The organism is Halobellus ruber (assembly GCF_014212355.1).
Classification (GTDB): domain Archaea; phylum Halobacteriota; class Halobacteria; order Halobacteriales; family Haloferacaceae; genus Haloquadratum; species Haloquadratum rubrum.
Genome location: NZ_JACKXD010000001.1, coordinates 948,455 through 969,209 on the forward strand (window position 1 = coordinate 948,455; position 20,755 = coordinate 969,209).

Consider the following 20,755-nt stretch of genomic DNA (forward strand, 5'->3'; position numbering starts at 1 on the left):
GTCCCCCCGGCGTCGGCCCGCCCACACGCCTTTTATCGCGGGGGTTCCTCCCGCCGGTATGGCTACCTACTCGCGGCTGACCCGCGTCGCCGCGCCGCTCGAGGAGGTGTGGGAGTTTCACTCCCGGATCTCGGGACTGGAGGCGCTGACGCCCGACTGGATGAACCTCCGGGTGGAGTCGGTGACGGGGCCCGACGGCGAACCCGACCCGGAAGTCCTGGAGACGGGCGCCGAGATCCAGCTGTCGATGCGGCCGCTCGGGGTCGCCCCCCGGCAGTCGTGGACCTCTGTCATCCTCGACCGGGAGTTCGACGGCGACACCGCAACGTTCCGCGACGAGATGCGGGGTGGCCCCTTCGCGACGTGGATCCACACCCACCGGTTCGTCGCCGACGGCGAGGAGACGATCGTCGACGACGAGGTCGAGTACGAACTCCCGGGCGGCGGCGTGGGCCGGCGGGCGTCACCGCTCGCGGTCGTCGGCTTCGAGCCGATGTTCCGGGCGCGACATCGGAAAACGAAGGAACTGCTGGAGTAACCGACCGACGGGACGCGGTCGGCGCTGACCACGAAGCATTTACCTGATACCCCGACAGGTGAGGACGTGTCCCGCCCTCCAACCCCCGATCAGCCCTCCGAATCGACCGTCACCGACCGCTCCCCGAGACGCGACAGCGCCTGCGCGACCGACACCGACGCGTCGGCCGCGCGGCCGACCCGCCGCCGACTCCTGGCCGCGCTCGGCGGCCTCGCGGCCCTCGGTTCGGTCGCCGGGTGTGGCGGCAGGAACGGGCGCGACAGGACGAACACCGACACGTCGAACCCAACGACTGACGCGAGCGAGGACCGCGGCCCTGTCCCGGAAACGGTTGGCCCGTGGCCGCAGGCCCGCGCCGACGCGGGCAACACTGGCGTCGTCGCGGCCTCGGGCCCGACCGACGACCCGAGCCTCCGGTGGAGCGTGACGAGCGCCGGCGCCGTGGGCGCGACCGTCGCGCAGGCCACCGGAACCGCGACCCCGGGCGAGCGGGTGTACGTCGCCGGCGAGGACGGCCGGGTCGCCGCCGTCGGCCCCGACGGCACACGGAAGTGGCTGACGGAGCTGCCCGAGGCCCGGTTTCCGCCCGCGGTCGGCGCCGGCCGCGTGGTGGTCCCCGTCGGCGACGCGCTCGTCGTCCTCGACGCGTCGAGCGGCGACCGGGTCCGGTCGGTCGAGTTGCCGGCGGACGGCTTCGACACCCCGACGGTCGCTGGCGACAGGGCTCTCGTCGGAACCTTCTCCGGCGGGGTCGTCGGGGTCGACCTCGGGTCGGGCACCGTACGCTGGCAGGCCGGCGCGCCGAGCCGCGCACACCCGCCGGTCGTCGCCGACGGCACCGCCTACGTCACCGCTCGGCGGTGGGAACCCGACGACGGCGACCGGCCGGGCGTGATCGCCGCCGTCGACGTCGAATCCGGGGAGATCGGCTGGGAGGTCGGCCTCGACGGCGAACCGACCGCGCCGCCGGCCGTCCGCGACGGCGTCGTCTACGCGGGGACGAACCGCGGCCGGGTCCACGCGGTCGACGCCGCCGACGGCGGGAGGCGGTGGCGCGTACCCGTCGGCGAGTGGGTGACGCGCGGACCGACCGCGGCCGCCGACGGCGTCTACGTGGTGATCCTCGGCGAGGGCCCGGCGAAACTCGATCCCGGCGGCTCGGTCGCGTGGCGGTCGAACGCCGGCGGGGGGACGAACCCGGTCCTCGCCAAGGACCTCGTCGTGGTCGGCACCGAGGACGGCGTCGCCGCTGTCGATCGGGACACCGGCCGAACACGGTGGCGCGCCGAGACCGATGCGGGCGTCGAGTTCGACGTCCGGGTAGCCGACGGCCGGGTGTACGCCGGCGATCGGTACGGCACGCTCTCGGCGCTCGACGTCGGCGGCGGCGAGCAGGTGTGGCGGTTTCCGTTCCGCCCGACCCGGATGCCCGGGCCGGTGGTGGGGCCGAGGACCGTCGCGGGTGGAAGCCGCGACGGCGGCACCTACGACCTGCTGGCGACCGAAGGGACCGAGTTCCCGCTCTCGGGCGGGGCGGCGACCAGGGGCGTCACGCCCGCAGTACTCGACGGCCGCGACCTCCCGGACGAGGACCCCCCGACCGGCACCGCCGACGGCGACCTCCTGTTCGGGGACGGAACCCGGACCGCGGGGGAGTCGACCGAGGGGGCTGCGCCGGCAGAGACCCTCCTCGGCGGCGGCGTCGACGGGTCGCTCTTCCGCGTGCGGACCGTCGAGTACGGCGACTCACCCACGGACGGTCTCGGCCCCACACCCGCTCCGACCCCCACCCCCGGGCCGGACGAGCCGACGGCGACGGCGACACCTCACATCGACTTCCCGCGGGCGGCACCCGCGTGGACGACGACGCTCGACGCCGAGATTCGGTCGCCGGTGACGTACGCCGGCGGGGGTGCCTACGTCGGGACCGCCGGGGGCGTCGTCGCCGTCGACCCCCGCGACGGGAGCGAGCGCTTCCGCGTGTCGCTCGGCGGGGTCGTCGACGGTGCCCCCGCCGTGAGGGACGGTCGGCTGTTCGCGGTGACCGCGGGCGGGTGGCTGGTCGGCATCGACATCGACGCGGAGAGACAGAATCGGATCGACTGGGAGACCGCTCTCGACGTCGGCAGCGGGGCGGGGCCGACCGTGGTCGACGAAACCGCCTTCGTCGCCGGCGACGGGGGCCGGATCTCGGCGCACACGACCGACGGCGACCCGGTATGGGATCGCCCGCTGGACGCAGACGTCGCCGGCGGGACGGCGGTGACCGACGCCCGCGTCGTCGTCGGGACCGGGGCGTCCGAGGTGGTCGCGCTCGATCGGGCGGACGGTTCGGTCTCGTGGCGCGCCGACGCCCGCGGCCCCGTACGCGGAACGCCGGCGGTTGCAGGCGGGTCCGATTCGACGGTGTACGCGGCCGACCACGGCGGGACGCTCTCGGCGTTCGACGCCGCCGACGGGTCGGTCCGGTTTCGGCGCCGTATCGGCCGGTGGCTGGACGCGCCCCCGGCGGTCGGCCACGGCGCGGTGTTCGTCGCCGATCAGACCGGCCGCGTGTACGCCGTCGTCGGCGAGTAGTCGTCCCGGTCCGACCCTGGCCTTGCGCCGAGTATCTACGTACAGTGACACCGAGTGACGTGAGGTGTGGTATCACAATAGTTTAATCCGACGCCCCCATACGAACGTACAGATGCCACGAGGGAGGCACGCGACACGAGAGACGGGGGTTCCGTCGATCACCCGCCGGCAGTGGCTGGCCGCCTTAGGCGTGGGGACGACGACCGCCCTTGCGGGATGCTCCGCGAACGACGACGGGGAGGAGACCGGCACGACCGACGGCGGCGACACCACCGACGGAACCCCGTCGGTATCGGGGACGTACGACACCGTCACCGCGTCGTCGTTCTCGACGTTGAACCCGCTGTACAACACCAGTTCAGGTGCGGGCACCGCGATCGGTCGCGCGCTCGATCAGGGGTATACGTTCGATCTCGACGGCGAGTACTTCCCGCTTCTGTACGACATGTCGACCGACGACGACGGATCGGTCTGGGTCTTCGAGATCCGGGAAGGGTTGTCGTTCGGCGACCCCTACGGCGCGGTCACAGCCGAGAGCTTCGTCTACCAGATCCAGGAACTCCACCAGACCGACTGGGCGGCCACGGCGCAGTCGAGCTCCTGGGACGGTGTCACCGTCGAACAGACCGGGGAACTGGAGTTTCAAGCGGAACTCGAACAGGCGCAACTGCTGTGGCCCGAGTCGTACGATCCGCTTCTGTTCCCGATCCCGAGAGCCCTCGTCGAGCCGTACGTCGACGAGGAGGACGCCGAGGGGCTCCAACAGGACGAGGACCTGCTGAACCTGACGTTCACCGGCAACCTCGGCGGGTTCGTCCTCGACGAGTGGGAGCGCGGCGCGGGCACGACCTACTCCCGCAACGACGACTACTACATCCAGGACATCGACGAGGGGCCGGACCTCTTCGCGAACGCGCCGTACTTCGAGGGCGCGACGATCGACGTCGTCGAGGAGCGGGCCTCGCGACTGGCGGCCCTGGAGACCGGCGAGGCCGACTCCGCGGGGATCCCCCCGGAGCGGTTCTCGGAGTTCCAGGAGAAACCGAACGTCAGCACCTACCGGATCCCGCAGCCCTTCAACCGGATCCTGTCGGTGAACATGCGCGACAACGGATGGAACGCCGGCCCCGGGAACCTCTTCCGCTACATCCCGTTCCGCCAGGGACTGGCGGCCGCGATCGGCAAAGAGGAGCTCATCGCCGGGATCTTCCGCGGGCTAGCACAGCCACACTTCACCTGGCAGCCGTCCTGGTCGGAGTGGTACCCCGGGGACGACGCGATCACGCAGTTCGGGGTCGGCGACCAGTACGGCGGGGAGGTCGCCCGCGGGCTGGTCGAGGAGGCGCTCGCGGAGTCGGAGTTCGACTACCGCTTCGACGGCGGCACCTTGGTCACGCCGGAGGGCGAGACGGTCACGCTCGACCTCTATCACCTGGCCGGCGGGGAGACCTCACAGCTGATCGCGGAGTACATCGCGGGGGAGTTCGGCGACAAGTTCGGGATCGACGTCACCGTCGAGGCCATCGACGGCGTCCGCTTCCAGCGGGACTACTGGACCGGGGAACCCCAGGGCGGCACCGACACCGTCAACGGCGAGGAGGTCACGTGGAACCAGCCGACGCCGAACAACCCCGGGCCGCGGAGCGTCACGAGCGCCGAGTCGTGGGATATGTCCATCGTCTACGGCCTGAACACCTACCCGCAGAACCCGCTCACGAACCAGGTGTTCTTCGACGGCGCCAACTCGTTTTACAACCCCGTCGGCTACTACCCCGAGTTCGACGCCGCCGGGATCTTCCAGCGGGCCCGGGAAGCGAGTTCCGAGGAGGGGCTCCAGGGACCGTTCACCGAGCTCTTCGAAAACCTCGCGGCGGAACAACCCTACGTGATGCTCGCGTTCGGCGACGACCTGGTCGGCTACAACCCCGACCTCGTGGGGCCGGCCGAGGACTTCTTCAACGGCTGGGACTTCCCGGCGTGGTACTTCGATGAGTGAGGCCGTTCGTCCGCGGTCGACCGATCCGACGGGTCCCGGTGCGGCGGCTCGGAGACCGCAACCTCGGCGCCCTTCCTACAGACGATGGGGCTAGCCCGATACGTCGCGTTGCGGGTCGGGTGGGCGGCGGTGGTGTCGTTCATCATCGTCACGATCACGTTCGGACTGCTCGCCGCCGCACCGAACCCCTCGGTCCAGCAGGCCGCCACTCAGGCGGCCCTCGAGGGCGGGAACCCCCAGGAGGCCGTCGAGCGCCAGCGCCAGCTCCGCGGGCTCGACGAGCCCCTCCACGTCAGGTATATGGACTTCCTCAGGGGCGTTTACACCCTCGAGTGGGGGTGGTCGGACTACCGGAGCCAGCCGGTGACGGAGGCGCTGGCCGACGCGATCTTCTACACCGCCCAGTACTCGATCCCCTGGACGATCCTGACGGTCCTGCTCGGCCCCCTGATCGGGGTGTACTCCGCAGCCAATATGTACACCTGGCGTGACCACGCCGCGACCGGGTTCGCCTTCTTCGGCTACGCCATCCCGAACTTCTTCTTCGGGATCATTCTGCTCTTGATCTTCGGGGTGTGGCTCGAGTGGATCCCGATCGTCTACCGAACTGAGGTTCCGACCTTCAGCCTCGCAAACGCCCGCCAGTTGGCGGTGCCGGTGTTCGTCCTCGTCACGGGGTCGATCGGCGCCATAATGCGCGTCTCCCGCAACGAGTCGGCGGCCTTCCGGAACGCGACGTTTATGAAGACAGCGAAGGCGAAAGGCGTCTCGCCGCTGCGGGCGTACGCCTACCACGTGATGCGGCCGACGCTGGTGCCGCTGTCGACGACGCTCGTGGGGCAACTGCTCGCGATCTTCCTCGGGTCGTCGCTGCTGGTCGAGGTGGTCTTCGGGATCCCCGGGCTGGGTCGGCTGACGTTCAACGCACTCGTCGCACAGGACACCAACCTCGTGCTCGGGGCGACGCTGCTCTTTACGTTCCTCGCGGTGGTGGGGAACCTCCTCGAGGACCTGGCCTTTACCGTCCTCGACCCCCGGATCAGCTACGACGACAGGGACCTATGAGTACTGACACCGACGCGGGAACGGAGGAGGCCCAACGGTTCGATCAGGTTGACTGGGAGGCGTACGCCGGCGGCCGGACGACGCAACCCTCGATCAACACGGTACTCTTCGCGCTCACGGCCGCGCCGGTCCTCGCGCTGGCGGTCTACAACTGGGTCGCCGTCGGACAACGGGAGACCGCCCTCGGTGCGCTCGCGGCGGCGACGAACCTGGAACGCGTCTTCGGGACGCTCGGACTCGACTTCCGGATCGCCGCGGTCGACTACGCCTTTGCGGTCACGCTCCTGCTTTTCGTGTGGTACCTCGTCCTCCCGCTGTACCAGCACCCGCGGATCACCCGCCACTACTGGCGGCGGTTCAGGCGGAACCGCCCCGCCTTGGTGAGCCTGGCGTGGCTGCTCGTGGTCTTCGGCGGCGGCCTCCTCGGGCCGCTCGTCCTGAACGCCCCGGAGCAGAACGTCCTCGCGGGCCACCAGCCCCCGATCGGGCTGTCGATCGACCAGGCCAACGTCCCCCAGTGCGTCGGCGAGGTCGTCGACGGGCGGTGTCAGGGTACCTGGCAGTACCCCCTGGGGACCACCCGCGGCGGAGTCGGGGTGTTCACTGGCGTCGTCTACGGGATGACCATCAGTATGAAGATCGCGTTCATCACCACCACCATCGTCGCCGGCGTGGGGATCACCGTCGGAACCGTCAGCGCCTACGCCGGCGGGTGGGTCGACGAGGTCGCGATGCGCGCCGTCGACATCGTGCTGTCGTTCCCGACGCTCCTCTTTTTCCTCCTGATCCTCTACGCCTACGGCGCGGGACTCGGGATGTTCATCGTCGTCTTCTCGGCGTTCGGGTGGGGTGGGACCGCGCGGTACGTCCGGAGCAAGGCGCTGTCGGTCTCCGAGGAGGAGTTCGTGAAGGCGGGGCGGCTGAGCGGCGCGAGTACCCGCCGCATCGTCCGTCGGCACGTCGTTCCGAACACCGCGAGCAGCATCATAACCCAGCTCACCCTCCTGATCCCGGGCTTTCTGCTCGCTGAGGCACAGCTCGCGTTCCTCGGCCTCGGCGACTCCTCGATCGCGTCGTGGGGACAGCTGATCGCGGCCGGCCGGAGCGACCTCGCCTTTGCGCCGTGGATCGTTCTCGCGCCGGGGATCGTCCTCTTTCTCACGATCCTGGCGTTCAACTTCCTCGGCGACGCGCTGCTCGACGCGGTCGATCCCGAGGCGACGACGGAGGCGGAGCGATGACCGGCGACGACGAGCCGCTGTTGGCGGTGGAGGGGCTCCGAACCACCTTCCGGACGGAGGCCGGCGAACTCGTCGCGGTCGACGGCATCGACTTCACCGTCGGCCGCGGCGAGACGGTCTGTCTCGTCGGCGAGTCCGGCTCGGGCAAGACTGTCGCCGTCGAGTCGCTCACGGGGTTGATCGACCAGCCGCCCGGCCGAATCGAGGGGACGATCCGGCTCCGGGGGACGGATCTGACTGCACTCTCGGACAAGGAGCTCAGATCGTACCGCGGCGCATCGATCGCGTACGTCTTTCAGAACCCGCAGGACGCGCTGAACCACTGCTATTCCGTGGGGTGGCAGCTGATCGAGGCGATCCAGGTCCACGAGGACGTCCCGGAAGCGGAGGCGCGAGCCCGCGCGATCGACCTCCTCGATACGGTCGGGATCCCGGACCCGACGAGCCGGATCGACGAGTACCCCCACGAGTTCTCCAGCGGGGAGAAACAGCGCGTGATGATCGCGATGGCGCTGGTGTCGGAGCCGGATCTGCTCGTCGCCGACGAGCCCACCACCGCTCTCGACGTGACCATCCAGGCGGGGATCCTCCAGCTTCTGGACGACCTGAAGGCCGAGTACGGGATGGGCGTCCTGTTCGTGACCCACGACCTCGCGACCGTGAGTCGGATCGCCGACCGCGTGGTGGTGCTGTACGCCGGCAAGGTGATGGAACGCGGGTCGGTGCTCGACGTCTTCGAGCGGCCGGCACACCCCTACACCCGGCGGCTGCTGGCCTGTCTCCCGGGGCGGGCGAGCGAACTCGACGCGATCGACGGGGCTGGACGCGGCGGGATCGCGGGGTCGCTGCCGGACCCGACGGCGCTGCCGGACGGCTGTCGGTTCGCGTCGCGGTGTGCCTACGCCGAGCCGGCGTGTTCGACCGGCGACCAGCCTCCCGAGGTCGACCTGGGGGAGGGCCACCACGTCTCGTGTATCCACTACGAACCGGGCGACGCTCCCTCGGTCCTCCCCGAGCCATCCGAGTCGGCCGCCGAAGCGGAGCAGTCGCGGGCGGAGGGACGGTCGGCGCCCGACGGCGAACCGACCCAGCAGGGCGTGATCGAGGATGAGTGAGGAGCCGCTTTTGTCGGTCCGCGACCTGAAGAAGCATTACACGAGTTCGCGAGGCGGGCTTTTCTCCCGGGAGACGACCCGGGTACGCGCCGTCGACGGCGTCAGCTTCGACGTCTACCCGGGGGAGGCGCTCGGGCTCGTCGGCGAGTCGGGGTGTGGAAAGTCCACGACAGCCTCGTCGATGCTCCGGCTGACGGAGCCCACCTCCGGGGAAGTGATCTTCAACGGCGGGGGCCGTGGGGGCGCAGTCCGCAACGACGACGGCACCCACCCCAACGACGTGACGCGGTTCGACCGGCAGGAGCTGAAGGCGTTCAGGCGGGACGCACAGCTGATCTTCCAGGATCCCACGTCGAGTTTCGACCCGCGGATGTCGGTCGGGGCGTCGGTCGGGGAGTTGCCCCTAGTACACGGGATGAAAGACCCCGAGCGACGGCGGGCGATCGTCGAGGACCTGCTCGAACGGGTTGGGCTCTCGGCGGAGGATTACGACCGGTACCCCCACGAGTTCTCCGGCGGGGAGAAACAGCGGCTGGCGCTTGCGCGAGCGCTGGTCCTCAACCCCGAGTTGCTGGTGGCCGACGAGCCGGTGTCGGCGCTCGACGTGTCGATCCAGGCCGACATCCTGGCGCTGATCGACGACCTCCGGACGGCGTTCGGGCTCTCGGTACTCTTCATCAGCCACGACATCTCCGTCGTACGGGAGCTCTGTGACCGGACCGCGGTGATGTACCTCGGGGAGATCGTCGAGATCGGGCCCACGGAGGCGGTGTTCGAGAACCCCCAGCACCCCTACACCGAGGCGTTGCTCTCGGCGGTGCCGACCCCGGATCCCCGGTCCCGCGGCGACCACATCCAGCTCACCGGCAGCGTTCCCAGCCCGTCGGACCCGCCGTCGGGCTGTCGGTTCCACACCCGGTGTCACCGCGTCATCCAGCCCGAGGGCGTCGACCTCGACCAGTCGGTCTGGCGGCGCTTGCTCGACTTCCGCGAGCGGGTCGTCGCCGGCGACATCGACGCGGAATCGGTCCGTGAACGGCTTCGAGCGGACGTGGAGGCCCACGGCGGGGCGGACGCCTCGACCGAGCGGGCGGCCGCGAACGACGGCGGCGAGGTACGAACCGACGCCGACGACGCCGCACGGGTTCGGGCGGCCTACGATCTGCCGGCGACGCTCTCAGACCCCACAGCCGAACGGGCCGTCGCGGATGCGGTCGCTGCGCTGCTGGCCGGCGAGGACGACCGCGCGGCCGCGGGACTCGCCGACGCGTTCACGACGCCGTGTGCCGAAACCGTCCCGGAGTTCACGGATCACGGTGCGGGCCACAGGGCGGCGTGCATCCGGCACCGTCCCGACTACGACGGGTTCGACGCCGGATGAACGCTGCCGGCGGGCCCCCGGGACGGCGGTCTCGGAGTCGCCCGTGTGGGTATCACCGATCGGTCGAGGTCGTGATCGTGGACGAGCGTCGGCTGTGCGACCTGGTCCCGTTCCGGATTCGGCGACGGTGGCGGGTCCAGCCGGCGCGCCGACCGGCACGAACTCAAGTACTGTCGCACGCTTCGAGGTCTCCGATGTCGCGTTCGCGCCGGAGTGAGGTGGCGCCCCCGGCTTCAGGGGCAGGTCCTGCTTGCTCACCGACGGGCCGCGTCGACGATGCCGGCAGTGTGTCCGATCGCGACCAGCCCGAACGACGGCCACACGAGCGGGTCCGGCGCCGAGAGGAGCGTCCACACGAAGACGCCGGCACCCAGCAGTGCCGCGGCGGTACCGCCCGCGTAGACGAGCGCCGCCTCGGGGAGTTCCCGGGCGGTGTGCGCCAATCCGAGCGCCGGAAGCACCATCCATCCCACGAGGCTGACACCGAGCAGCGCCGGGCCCGAGACCGGTCCAACGAAGCCGGCAACGCCCACGAGCGTGAGCCCCAACCCGACCACGAGGACCGCCCGCCACGCCCGCAACGCGCCGTCGGCCATCCGGCGCCAGCCGGTGGCGAGGAAGAAACTGATGAACGCCACCATCACGAGGTGGGCGATCAACATCCCCGCGGGATTCAGGACGCCGACGGTCGCGGCTCCTGCGGCGATCCACGCCGCCGGGATCAGTACGACCGGGCCGAACCGACGCACCGTGCCGAACACGGGAGCGGCTACGTCGATCCGTCGGAAAAACGCATTGTCCTCGGGTATCCGTCCGGGAGTGTCGTCGTCGACCCCGCCTGCGGTTCCCCTCCGCTATCGTACCTCACGACCGACCCAGTCGGCGTAGGCCTCCAGCGTGTCGACGGCGTCGAACCGCTCGATACAGGGCACGTCATCGGGGTGTTCAGCTTCGAGTTCCCGCTTCAGGTCGGGATACCGCTCTGCGGTCGTCTTCGCGAACAGGATCGCTTCCGCTTCGTCGTCGTACAGCGTTCCGTCCCATCGGTAGACGGAGTCGCAGTCGACGACGTTGACACACGCTGCGAGTCGGTTCTCGACGAGGAAGCGCGCGAGGTCGTCGGCCGCGTCGCGGGGGGCTGTGGCGTAGACTGTGGGCATCGTCCGGATCGTGGCCCGTGCGGCAGTAAACGGTGTCGACGCCCCGGCAGGACGCGCGGTCAACCGGGCCGATCAGCCGCCCTGATCGGTCGCGATGTCGACCAGTTCGTCCGCCGGGAAGTCCTCGCGCCGGTCGAACGAGGCGAAGACGGCCTCGTATCGCGTGCCCGGTTTGACGAACACCACGATGTCCTCGAAGAAGAGCAGCTGTGCGTCGAACTCCCGGCCGATGACCGCCTCGAAGTCCTCGCCGGCGACCTGTTTCGCCATTATCAGCCGGTAGGCCTCCTCGAGTTGCGCCTGGGAGTACTGCGCTTCGACGTCGTCCCGAGCGTACGCGATCGAGAAGTCCGTCGGGCCGAGTTCGGCGACGACGCGGGTGGGGGCCCCGTCGAGGTCGCGGACGGCGTCGACGATCCCTGCCATACCTCCATACGCTCTCGCACCGGTCTAAACCTTTCGTGTGAGTCCGCATACTGCTCACGAAGGGGGGTCTGACTCTCTGACCGCACCCGTCGAAGGGACCGGTCGCTGTCAACGACGCGGGAGCCCGCAGTCCGTGAGTTCGCCCGGGCGCCTCCCCGGTATTCGGACGGCCGCGGCTCGGAGAGCATCCCGCGGACTCGTCGTGAGAGCAGTCCGACGGTGTCCCGCTCGACGGCGGAATCGCGTTTCGCTGCCGGCATAGCCGGCGATGGCGACCGATGCGGTCGCCCGGCCGACCACGGCACGCCGCGTTCGATCGCCCACCGGTTCGCCGCGGGCGCACCCCGACCCGGGTCAGATGGCACAGCCGGCGTCGCGGTAGAGCCAGTGTGTCATCGCGTACACGCCGGCGACGATCCCGATCGACGCGACGAACGAGTGGGCCGAGAGTTCGGCGAGCCCGGAGTAGATGTTCCCGACGTTACATCCGGGGGCGAGCCGGGAGCCGACGCTCATAAGCAACCCGCCGCCGAGGGCGTTGGGGAGGCGACGCCGCTTCGGAACGCGCAAGGCGAAGTCGCCGCTCCACAGCGCGGCGACCGCCGCGCCGACGATGACGAACGCGATCATCACCATATCCACCGTCACACGGACCCCCTGTCCGCCGAAGAGGACGGACCCCCAGTACTCGAAGCCGCCGGCGTCGACCCCGACCTGCGAGAGCAGATAGCCCGTCCAGCGGGCCTCCGGACCGGTGATACCGACGATCGACACCTGGGTGAACCAGAGTACGGCCATCCCGGTGATACCGAGCGCGGCCGTCCGGGGGTCCCACGGGCGCCTGCTCGCCGCGACGGGGGTGCGCCACGTCCGGAGGAGCCCTCGCGCGTACGCGACGGTTCCTCGGCTGAACCGACGCAGGCCGACGAGCGGGGCGAGGAGAATCGTCGGCCGGCCGGACACGACGTTCGTCCGCTCGACCGCGTCGCCGACGCCGCTCCGCCAGCCGAGCACCGTCGCGTAAGCGAGGACGGCGACTGCCGCGACGCCGACGGCGAGCAGGCCCGCCGGGACCGGCGAGATGGCGAACAGGCTGACCCCCCCGCTGAACGTCAGCGGCGCAAAGTAGACGCCCCTGAGGGTCGGGAAGACGACGGAGAACGCGACGTAGCCGACGCCCATCGCCAGGAGCGTGAGCCAGAAGTGGAGGTATCCCTCACCGGCGCGGTACAGCGTTCCGCTGGCGCACCCGCCGGCGTACGTCATCCCGACGCCGAAGACGAACCCCCCGATGAGACCGGTGGGCCCCCACCCCGGCGTCCACAGACCCTGATAGTATCCCAGCTGGTATGCGATGCCCCAACAGATCATCGTGAGTAGCGTCGCTGCGAGGACGCCTTTGGTCATCCGGGAGTCCTCGTACGCGAAGAGGTCCCGGAAGGCGTTCACGAAACAGAACCGCCCTTTCTGGAGGAACACCCCGATGCCGATCCCGACGACCGCCGCGACGATGAGGGCCGACACCATACCCGCGTTGAAGCAGGTGGCGGAGATAAATCGAACTACCGTAGTGAGATCTGCCCGGGCCCAGTACGCCCGGCCGGTCACTCGGGCGCCGAGCATTCGGGGGCAAGGATCCCGCTATCCGCCGGAACGGGGCGCTGCGGGGGCGCCGGAAAAACAGGAAAAAATCCCTGCATCCGGCGACGAGACTCCCGCCGGGGTTCCGGCCGCACTCACGACAGACTCCGGAGGTGTCGCTGCCGTCGGTTCGACGCCGCCACGGATGACCGCCCGGCCCGTCGGCAGCGCTTGGACTCCACCATCCGGACTATCCCCCAGCCCGAAATCGGGTTCGCTCTCCCCGAATTGGAGTCGGCGAGACTCGCTTTGCCCGTCTCGATGCCTCCCGTTCGCTGTGCTCACGGGGTCGGGGAACGAGCCGATTGACCGTCAGTTGGGAGTCGACTCGAAACCCGATACTGTCGGATATAATTACGTGAAGACTTTTTCGACTGTGCCTCAACCGAGGTACACGGGCTGTTTTCCGTATACAGCCTCACTCGTTCGACCCCTCGATACACTCCTGTGACGATCGGCGCTCCGTCACCCAGTTTGAAGAAGACACCACTGCTTGGCAACTGTATGTCAGGCGCTGATGGAACCTGTGAGTACGTCCTTGATCCGGACGACCCCGAGACGTGGGGTGGAGAAGAAGGGGATGAGTGCTACGTTGATGAGGAGTTTCTGAACGAAAACGGCTTGTGGATCTGTCCTCACGGTGCGGAGGAAGGGGAAGATCTATGTATATTTCACCTTCCGATAGGGAAAAAAGATGATCAAAGGACCGCCGAAGCGTTCTCAGAGTGCATCACGGGAACTGACTCCGTAGGAAAAATGTCTGAATCTCCGGAATTCCTCGGGGCGGAGTTTGGGCACATCAGATTAAATAACATCGGGTCGATTTCGGGATTTCGTCTACAGTGTTCACGGATTCACGATAGTGTTGAGTTCAGACACGTACGGTTCACCGGTTTCGTTGATCTATCACAAGCAGTTTTTGAAGATGTACTGCTGGTAGAAAATACTGAGTTCGATTATAGCGTGGACCTCTCTCGAACCACATTGAATGATGGAATGGCGGTTGATGATGCCACATTCCACTCGGATGTGTCATTTTTTCAAGCACATATCGAGGATGAACTCAACGTACAGGACACTGAGTTCAAAGACGAATTTCGATCTACTCTGAAATATATCGAGAATGAACTCAGTATACAGGACACCGAATTCAAAGATGAATTCCGACTTTCCGTGATAAACGGCGGCGAATCCACCTTTCTAAGAACATCCTTTCAGGAAGCCAGTTTCGGAGGTTTCCACAAGGCCGTCTACTTTCGAAAATGCGTATTCAACTCCAAAGCAAACTTTAGAGGTGCTTCGTTTCCGGTTGTTCCAAGGGGCGAACCGGAGTTTGAGAACGTAATATTCCGTGCGGAAGCGGATTTTCGGGATACGACTTTTGGTGCAGACGATGGCCCCGATGGCATCGCAGAACTGAGTTTGAAGAACGTTGTGTTCAACGAACTCGTCAGGTTCTGGGATGCGGTTTTTCACCACGATGTGAGCCTGTACTCCGTCAAGGCTGAACACCAGATGGGATTTCGTGACGCGGTTTTTGAAGGGTCCGTCCGGACGGCAGATGTCCGCTGTCAGGAGGCGTTCTTCAATGATGTTTCATTTAATGGACAAGTATGTTTTTCCGGCCTCACAATTACTGATTCGGGGACGTTCGTGGATGCCAACTTTGCTGTGCCTCCAAATTTTGTCTCAGCCACACTCCGCAACTGTGACTTCTCGAACCAGAACCTGAAGAATGCAGATTTCGAGCGGACGGATCTCAGCGAGGCAAAACTTACGAACGCGGATCTGCGGTACGCGAACTGCGAGAGCGCCCTCTTCAGCCGTGCGTCCCTATTTCGTGCAGACCTACGTGGAGCAAAGCTGTCAGGGGCGGTTCTCGGAGACGTCCGAATCGATGAAGAGACGAAATTCCTCGGTCACCCTTCTGACGACAGGGATACCTCGCCCCACACCTTCACAGCAATTCGTTCACGACTGACCTGTGTCTACGACCCAGGCTACGAGGAACGCAACGAACACGCAGACGTGGACAAGGCAAAAAGCGTCTACCGAGCCTTGGAAGAACTCGGCGGCAAGCACGCCCGCCCTCGGCTCCAGGCACGCTCGTTCGTCCGACGCCAAGACCTCCAGAAGCAGGACTACCGGGACGATGCGACAGCGGACGATGCGGCCCTCGAAGAACGACTCATAGCGGGCGCTCGGTGGAGTCGAGCAAAGGTGGCACGAGCGACCCTCCTCTACGGTGAAAGTCCGTGGCGCGTCATCGCGTGGAGTTTCGGTATCATCTTCTCGTTCGCGCTCCTGTATCCGCTCGGTGGATGGATGAAGCCGACAGACGGTGATCCAATCACCTACGCACAGATTGCGTCGAATCCTGTCGAGATTCTCAACGCGGTCTACTACTCGACGTTGACCTACACCGCTCTCGGTTTCGGTGACTTCCAGCCGGTCGGCCTCGGACGACTGTTGACGACGCTTGAGACGGGCCTTGGAGCAGTGATGCTTGCCCTGCTCGTATTCATCCTCGGTCGAAGGGCGGCGAGATAACACGGGTGGGGTGACCCAAACCACTACCTTTCGAGGGTACGAAAGCCAAGCTATGGAGTTCGAGGTAGTGCAGGGTGACATCACATCAAAGGAAGATGCACTGGTGACAGATGCAACCACTACCTCAAACCGGGCAGAGGTGGTCCGAGAGCGCTGAAGTACGCCGCAGGAGTGGCAGAGATACAGGAGGAGTGTAACGAGAAAGGCCCTATCGGTCCGGGTGAAGCGGTTGAGACGGATGCGTATCAGCTTGATGCAGAGCATGTCATCCACGCCGCTATCCGAGAGCCGACCGGTGACGTGAGCGAGTCCGCAATTCGGGATGCGACGACCAACACTCTCAAGATAGCAGACGCCTGTGGCTGTGAATCAATAGCCTTCCCAGTGCTCGGAAAGGCACCAAGTTCGGTGGATAGTCCGACGCTTGAACAAAGAGCCTCCTGTATGTTGGAGAAAATTCTGGAATTCGAATCAATAAATCTGACCACGGTGGTCGTTGTGAGCGATAGAGATGGAGTGCTTGATGAAGATGCATACCACACTGACCCGGTATGGGACGCGGCCAGTGAGGTGCGTGAAGAGTACGACGGACCTGATGCGATGAATGACTACTGGGAGGGCAAAGAGTGGGAAGACCTGATGTGGAAAGATTCAGTTCTCCAGTTTGGGTTACCTGTCGTAATCCGTTCAGACGAGGCCGTTACCACTACAACCGAGGTACTTCTTGCGGATGGGGTAATGCGAATTGACGACGAAATCACCGTACAGGTGGGAGACACCGTTGAGTACAAAGGTGATGAACGGACCTATCGAATCAAGGAAGAACTTCCCCGACCCGGCTCAGGATACACGGCATACGGAGTATCTCCAGAGTAGGATATCGTTGTGACCACAACCCATCTGTGCTATTCCGCTATCTTCTACCCCTCCATACAATCCTATGACAATCGGGCAGATTCCGAGATGTCCATACTGTCACGAAATCGCATATGCCTGATGGCATATCTGACCAATCTCCTCAGTCGGGGTGGCCTCCATCTGTGGCATCGAATTCAACGCGCCATATAAAAACACGCCTTTCAAGACTTGTACGCCCGACTGACAGCAGTACGCGACTTCCGGCCGAAAGAGTCTAAATCCCCCAACATATTCCGCTGTACGCGAACGCACGACGGCGGTCACCCGAGTTTGGTGACCTGTTCAACCCAAACACGTCGAGATGAAATCGCACGATGGCGCGGCTCCTCTCGGCTCCGAATCGACTCGAAAGAAAGTCCGCCCTCCCCGAATTGAACGGGGGACAAGTCGATCTACAGTCGACTGCTCTACCAGGCTGAGCTAAGGGCGGGCATCTGAATGTTCCCGCGGTAACGTTATTAAGGGTTACTCATTGCTCCCGTCCGAACTGGGCGACGCCGGACGGCTCACTCGCCCGACGCCCCGTCGTCGACGTTCGACTCGATCACGCGGATGCCCTTCTCGGCGAGGTGACGCATCTGCCGCTGTGCGAACTCCTCCTCGGAGGTTCCCCGCGTCGCCAGCACGTACACGCGGGAACCGCCGGCGGGTCGCATCGTCCGGCCGGCGCGCTGGGCGCCCTGGCGACGCGACCCGCCGAGCCCGGAGGCGACGATCGCGACCCCCGCGTTGGGGAGGTCGATCCCCTCGTCGCCGACGCGGGAGACCACGATCGTGTCGAGGTCGCCCTCACGGAACGAGTCGAACACGCGATCGCGGCGGTGGTGGGGCATCTCCCCGCTGACGAACGGGGCTTCGAGCGCGTCGGCCAGTTTCTCGCCTTGATCAAGCCAGTCGACGAACACGAGCGCGCTCGCGTCGGGGTGAGCGTCGAGCAGCCGCCGGGTCTCTTCGATCTTCGCCGGGTTCTCCGCGGCGACGCGGTGGCGGTCCCGACCCTCCGCGTTCGCCCACTCGTTCCGTGCAATCTCGTCGTCCCACGGGAGATAGCGGATCCGAACCTCCGGCTCCTGAACGTACCCCGCCTCGAACAGCCGCGACCAGTCGGTGCCGATCGGCGGCCCGATGAGGGTGAAGATCTCGGCTTCGCGGTCGTCCTCCCGGACGGGCGTCGCCGACAACCCCAGCCGGTGTTTGGTCTGGAGGTCCGCGCTCCGGCGGTAGATCTCCGCGGGGATGTGGTGGACCTCGTCGTAGATCACCAGCCCCCATCCACGGGAGTCGAACAGCGCCCGGTGGCGGTCCATCCCCGCAGTCCGGTAGGTGGCGATCGTGACCGGCTTGATCTCCTTTTCGCCGCCGTGGTACTCGCCGATCTGGCCCGCATCGAGGGTGGTGTGTTCCAGCAGTTCCGCCCGCCACTGGCCCGCGAGTTCGCGGGAGGGAACCAAGGTCAGCGTCTCGCCGCCGATCGCCGCGAGGATCCCGATCGCGGTCACGGTCTTCCCCGACCCCGACGGCCCGACGAGCACGCCCGACCGCTGCTCTTCGAACCGGTCGATCCAGTCTTCCTGATAGTCCCGCAGGTGGGTCGTCAGATCGACGTCGACCGGATCACCCGCGTCGAGGTCGCGGTCGTCGACGACCGGGTAGCCCGCCTCATAGAGGGTGCGTTTGATCGCCGCTTCCGCGCCCTCGCGGACCCAGCTCTCGGTCTCGGAGATCGGCGCGACGAGCTCGTCCTCGTCGAGGTTCTGCCGGGCGACGTTGCCCATCAGGCTCTCGGAGGCCGCCTCCAACACCACGTACCCGTCGTCGTGCGTGACCAGCCGGAAGCGGTTCGCGCGCCCCCATTGGGACCGCACCCACTCCTCGAGGCTCGGGGACCGTCGGGGGAGGACGGACCGCATCACCGACAGCAACTCCTCTACGTCGTCGAAGGGCGCTTGCCAGACGTCCTCCGGCCGGATCTCGTATTTGTATCCGCGGGACGTGGTTTCCCCGTCGGCCACCGACCGCTCTCGATCCCCAGTCGAGTCGACCAGGTGAGCGAACTGCGAGAGCTGTGCCCGGGTGTACTGTCGCGGCTGGTCGACGACGAGCTCGCGGCGGTCGGGGAAGACGACGATCCGTTCGCGCGCTGCCAGTTCCCGCCACTCCGTGGGGAAGTACACTACCGGATCGGTCTCGACGCTGACCCGGTCGACCGTGCCGTCGTCGACGAGATCGTCGAGGGCCGCCGCGGCCGATGCCTGTGTCGTCCCGAGCCTCCGGGCGACCTCCGAAGCGGTCACCACCGGACGACCCTCGGCCTCGACGGCGTCGTAGAACCGGTCCAGTTCCAGGTCGTCGATCGGGACGACGGTGTCGGCGGCTCCGTCGGGGTCGTCGGCCGCGTCGCTATCGGCTCCGTCGGGGTCGTCGGCCGCGTCGCTATCACCCGCTGTGGCGTCCGCGTCGGCCTCGACGCCCGTTCCGACCGGCTCGGAGCCCTCGTCTGTCATCGTTCGCCCGGAGGGTGGCGACCGGGAAACGGCTTGCGACTGTCGCCGTGACCACCCGGCGACCCCCGTTTTACTACGGGTTCCCCTACCCGTCCGACTCTTTATAAGGGGGGCTTTTATAAGGAAGGCAGGAAATAACAACAACAGAGCATGAGCACGCCGGCAGACTCGATCGAAATTCAGAACGTCGTCGCATCGACCGGGATCGGCCAGGAACTCGACCTCGAAGCCCTCGCCGAGGACCTCCCCGGCGCGGACTTCAACCCCGACAACTTCCCGGGGTTGGTCTACCGGACGCAGGAACCGAAAGCCGCGGCGCTCATCTTCCGGTCCGGCAAGATCGTGTGTACCGGCGCCAAGAGCATCGACGACGTCCACGAGGCACTCGGGATCATCTTCGAGAAGCTCCGCGGCCTCTCGATCCCCGTCGACGAGGACCCCGAAATCACGGTCCAGAACATCGTCTCCAGCGCCGACCTCGGCCACAACCTCAACCTGAACGCCCTCGCGATCGGCTTGGGTCTCGAAGACGTCGAGTACGAGCCCGAGCAGTTCCCGGGCTTGGTCTACCGGATGGACGAACCCGAGGTCGTCATTCTGCTTTTCGGGTCGGGGAAGATCGTCATCACCGGGGGCAAGCGGACGGACGACGCCGAGACCGCAGTCGGGGAGATCGTAAAGCGGATCGACGACCTCGGCCTGCTGGGGTGAGTCCGGTGACAAGCCGGTGGCGTCCCGGGCGCCGACAGTACTGCCGTTGCACTCCATACCATACAGATGAGCGCGCGTGAGGACATCGCGTTTCTCGTCGGTTCCGACGTCCGTATCGACCTCCTGCGGACGCTCCACTCGGCGCCTGCGGGGCCGAGCGAACTGGCCGAGCGCTGTTCGTGCGCACGCGAGACGGCCCAGCGGACCGTCACGGGGTTCGCCGATCGCGGCTGGGCCGAGAAGGTACCCGGCACCGACAGCTACCGGCTCACCCACGCCGGCGAAATCGTTGTCGACAGCTACGAGGAGTTCGAGGCGTGTCTGGACGTCGCCGCACGGTTCCGACACCTGCTTGCCACCCTCGATGGGCCGGTCGAGGGCCTGGACTGCGAGACCCTCGCCGCGGCGACCCGGACGCGTGCGACCCCGGAGAACCCCCACTCCTCGATCAACCGGCTGCTGGAGCTGATGGACCGCGAGGAGATCGACACCCTCAGGGGAGTGACACCGATCGTGAGCCGGGTTTTTAACCGGGCCGCGGCCGACGTGATCGGCCCGCGGAGCGACGTCGACCTCGTCGTCGACGGGGAGGTGTTGGAGACGTCCGCCGCGGAGTATCCCGACGCACTGGAGCGTGCCGAGCAGCTCCCGGGATTCACGCTGTATGTCTCCCCGACCCCGCTGGAGTTCGGGCTGGTGATCGTCGACGGCCACGCGTTCCTCGGCGCGTACGACGAGCAGGGGAACCTCGTCGCGAGCGCCGACGCCGACACCGACCCGTTCGTCTCGTGGGCCCGGCGCACGTTCGACGCGATCCGCGAGCGGTCGTCGACCTGGAACTGATCTGGGGGGTTGCGGCCGAGTGTAGCCTCCGCGCCCCACGCCGCGGTAGAAAGAACTTTACGCTCGGTAGCGTGTGTTCACGGTACACA

General features: G+C 66.7%; 17 protein-coding genes and 1 tRNA gene. 12 read left to right on the forward strand and 6 right to left on the reverse strand.

All coding sequences use genetic code 11. The features are described from left to right. Nucleotides 1-58: 58 nt before the first annotated feature. The 8 genes from H5V44_RS04855 (at nt 59) to H5V44_RS17775 (ending at nt 10,130) form a co-directional block, all read left to right on the forward strand. Entirely contained in the window at nt 59-538 is a 480-nt protein-coding gene (locus H5V44_RS04855; protein WP_185191968.1) for an SRPBCC family protein, read from the forward strand. A gap of 66 nt (nt 539-604) precedes the next feature. Next, entirely contained in the window at nt 605-3,115 is a 2,511-nt protein-coding gene (locus tag H5V44_RS04860) for an outer membrane protein assembly factor BamB family protein (RefSeq protein WP_185191969.1), read from the forward strand. Nucleotides 3,116-3,227: 112 nt separating this feature from the next. Beyond that, nucleotides 3,228-5,111, forward strand: a complete 1,884-nt coding sequence (locus H5V44_RS04865) for an ABC transporter substrate-binding protein (RefSeq protein ID WP_185191970.1) — start codon at nt 3,228-3,230, stop codon at nt 5,109-5,111. 84 nt (nt 5,112-5,195) lie between these two features. After that, nucleotides 5,196-6,176, forward strand: a complete 981-nt coding sequence (locus tag H5V44_RS04870) for an ABC transporter permease (protein ID WP_185191971.1) — start codon at nt 5,196-5,198, stop codon at nt 6,174-6,176. Next, the gene (locus tag H5V44_RS04875; RefSeq protein WP_185191972.1) at nt 6,173-7,417 is read left to right on the forward strand and encodes an ABC transporter permease; all 1,245 of its coding nucleotides are present in this window, start codon (nt 6,173-6,175) and stop codon (nt 7,415-7,417) included. The genes H5V44_RS04870 and H5V44_RS04875 overlap by 4 nt, the downstream gene beginning before the upstream one ends. Continuing rightward, entirely contained in the window at nt 7,414-8,532 is a 1,119-nt protein-coding gene (locus H5V44_RS04880; protein ID WP_185191973.1) for an ABC transporter ATP-binding protein, read from the forward strand. The genes H5V44_RS04875 and H5V44_RS04880 overlap by 4 nt, the downstream gene beginning before the upstream one ends. Continuing rightward, nucleotides 8,525-9,913, forward strand: coding sequence for an ABC transporter ATP-binding protein (locus tag H5V44_RS04885; RefSeq protein ID WP_185191974.1), 1,389 nt, complete (start codon nt 8,525-8,527; stop codon nt 9,911-9,913). The genes H5V44_RS04880 and H5V44_RS04885 overlap by 8 nt, the downstream gene beginning before the upstream one ends. A gap of 94 nt (nt 9,914-10,007) precedes the next feature. Continuing rightward, the gene (locus H5V44_RS17775) at nt 10,008-10,130 is read left to right on the forward strand and encodes a hypothetical protein (RefSeq protein ID WP_281381234.1); all 123 of its coding nucleotides are present in this window, start codon (nt 10,008-10,010) and stop codon (nt 10,128-10,130) included. Nucleotides 10,131-10,167: 37 nt separating this feature from the next. On the opposite strand, the gene H5V44_RS04890 is transcribed toward H5V44_RS17775, so the two are convergent. From H5V44_RS04890 to H5V44_RS04905, 4 genes are all read right to left on the reverse strand, one after another. Continuing rightward, entirely contained in the window at nt 10,168-10,674 is a 507-nt protein-coding gene (locus tag H5V44_RS04890) for a hypothetical protein (RefSeq protein ID WP_185191975.1), read from the reverse strand. Nucleotides 10,675-10,767: 93 nt separating this feature from the next. After that, nucleotides 10,768-11,073 carry a divalent-cation tolerance protein CutA gene (cutA, locus tag H5V44_RS04895; protein WP_185191976.1) on the reverse strand — a complete coding sequence of 102 codons (306 nt, stop codon included), beginning with the start codon at nt 11,071-11,073 and terminating at the stop codon, nt 10,768-10,770. A gap of 72 nt (nt 11,074-11,145) precedes the next feature. Further along, on the reverse strand, nt 11,146-11,499 hold the full coding sequence (locus H5V44_RS04900; RefSeq protein WP_185191977.1) for a hypothetical protein: 354 nt from the start codon (nt 11,497-11,499) through the stop codon (nt 11,146-11,148). Nucleotides 11,500-11,853: 354 nt separating this feature from the next. Then, nucleotides 11,854-13,026 (reverse strand): YeeE/YedE family protein, encoded by a 1,173-nt coding sequence (locus H5V44_RS04905; protein ID WP_185191978.1) that lies wholly within the window; start codon nt 13,024-13,026, stop codon nt 11,854-11,856. 618 nt (nt 13,027-13,644) lie between these two features. Between H5V44_RS04905 and H5V44_RS04910 the strand changes: the two genes are divergently transcribed. Both H5V44_RS04910 and H5V44_RS04915 read left to right on the forward strand, forming a co-directional pair. After that, the gene (locus tag H5V44_RS04910) at nt 13,645-15,690 is read left to right on the forward strand and encodes a pentapeptide repeat-containing protein (protein ID WP_185191979.1); all 2,046 of its coding nucleotides are present in this window, start codon (nt 13,645-13,647) and stop codon (nt 15,688-15,690) included. An 84-nt stretch (nt 15,691-15,774) separates the two neighbouring features. Further along, nucleotides 15,775-16,566 (forward strand): macro domain-containing protein, encoded by a 792-nt coding sequence (locus H5V44_RS04915; RefSeq protein ID WP_185192038.1) that lies wholly within the window; start codon nt 15,775-15,777, stop codon nt 16,564-16,566. Nucleotides 16,567-16,964: 398 nt separating this feature from the next. Here H5V44_RS04915 and H5V44_RS04920 read toward each other — a convergent pair. Both H5V44_RS04920 and H5V44_RS04925 read right to left on the reverse strand, forming a co-directional pair. Then, nucleotides 16,965-17,038, reverse strand: a tRNA-Tyr gene (locus tag H5V44_RS04920). A gap of 76 nt (nt 17,039-17,114) precedes the next feature. Next, on the reverse strand, nt 17,115-19,112 hold the full coding sequence (locus tag H5V44_RS04925; protein ID WP_185191980.1) for a DEAD/DEAH box helicase: 1,998 nt from the start codon (nt 19,110-19,112) through the stop codon (nt 17,115-17,117). Nucleotides 19,113-19,262: 150 nt separating this feature from the next. On the opposite strand from H5V44_RS04925, the gene H5V44_RS04930 reads away from it, so the two are divergent. Together H5V44_RS04930 and H5V44_RS04935 are read left to right on the forward strand one after the other, a co-directional pair. Next, nucleotides 19,263-19,823 carry a TATA-box-binding protein gene (locus H5V44_RS04930; protein ID WP_185191981.1) on the forward strand — a complete coding sequence of 187 codons (561 nt, stop codon included), beginning with the start codon at nt 19,263-19,265 and terminating at the stop codon, nt 19,821-19,823. 66 nt (nt 19,824-19,889) lie between these two features. Continuing rightward, a complete protein-coding gene (locus H5V44_RS04935; RefSeq protein ID WP_185191982.1) occupies nt 19,890-20,666 on the forward strand; it encodes a helix-turn-helix transcriptional regulator in 777 nt (258 codons plus the stop codon). Nucleotides 20,667-20,755: the final 89 nt, after the last annotated feature.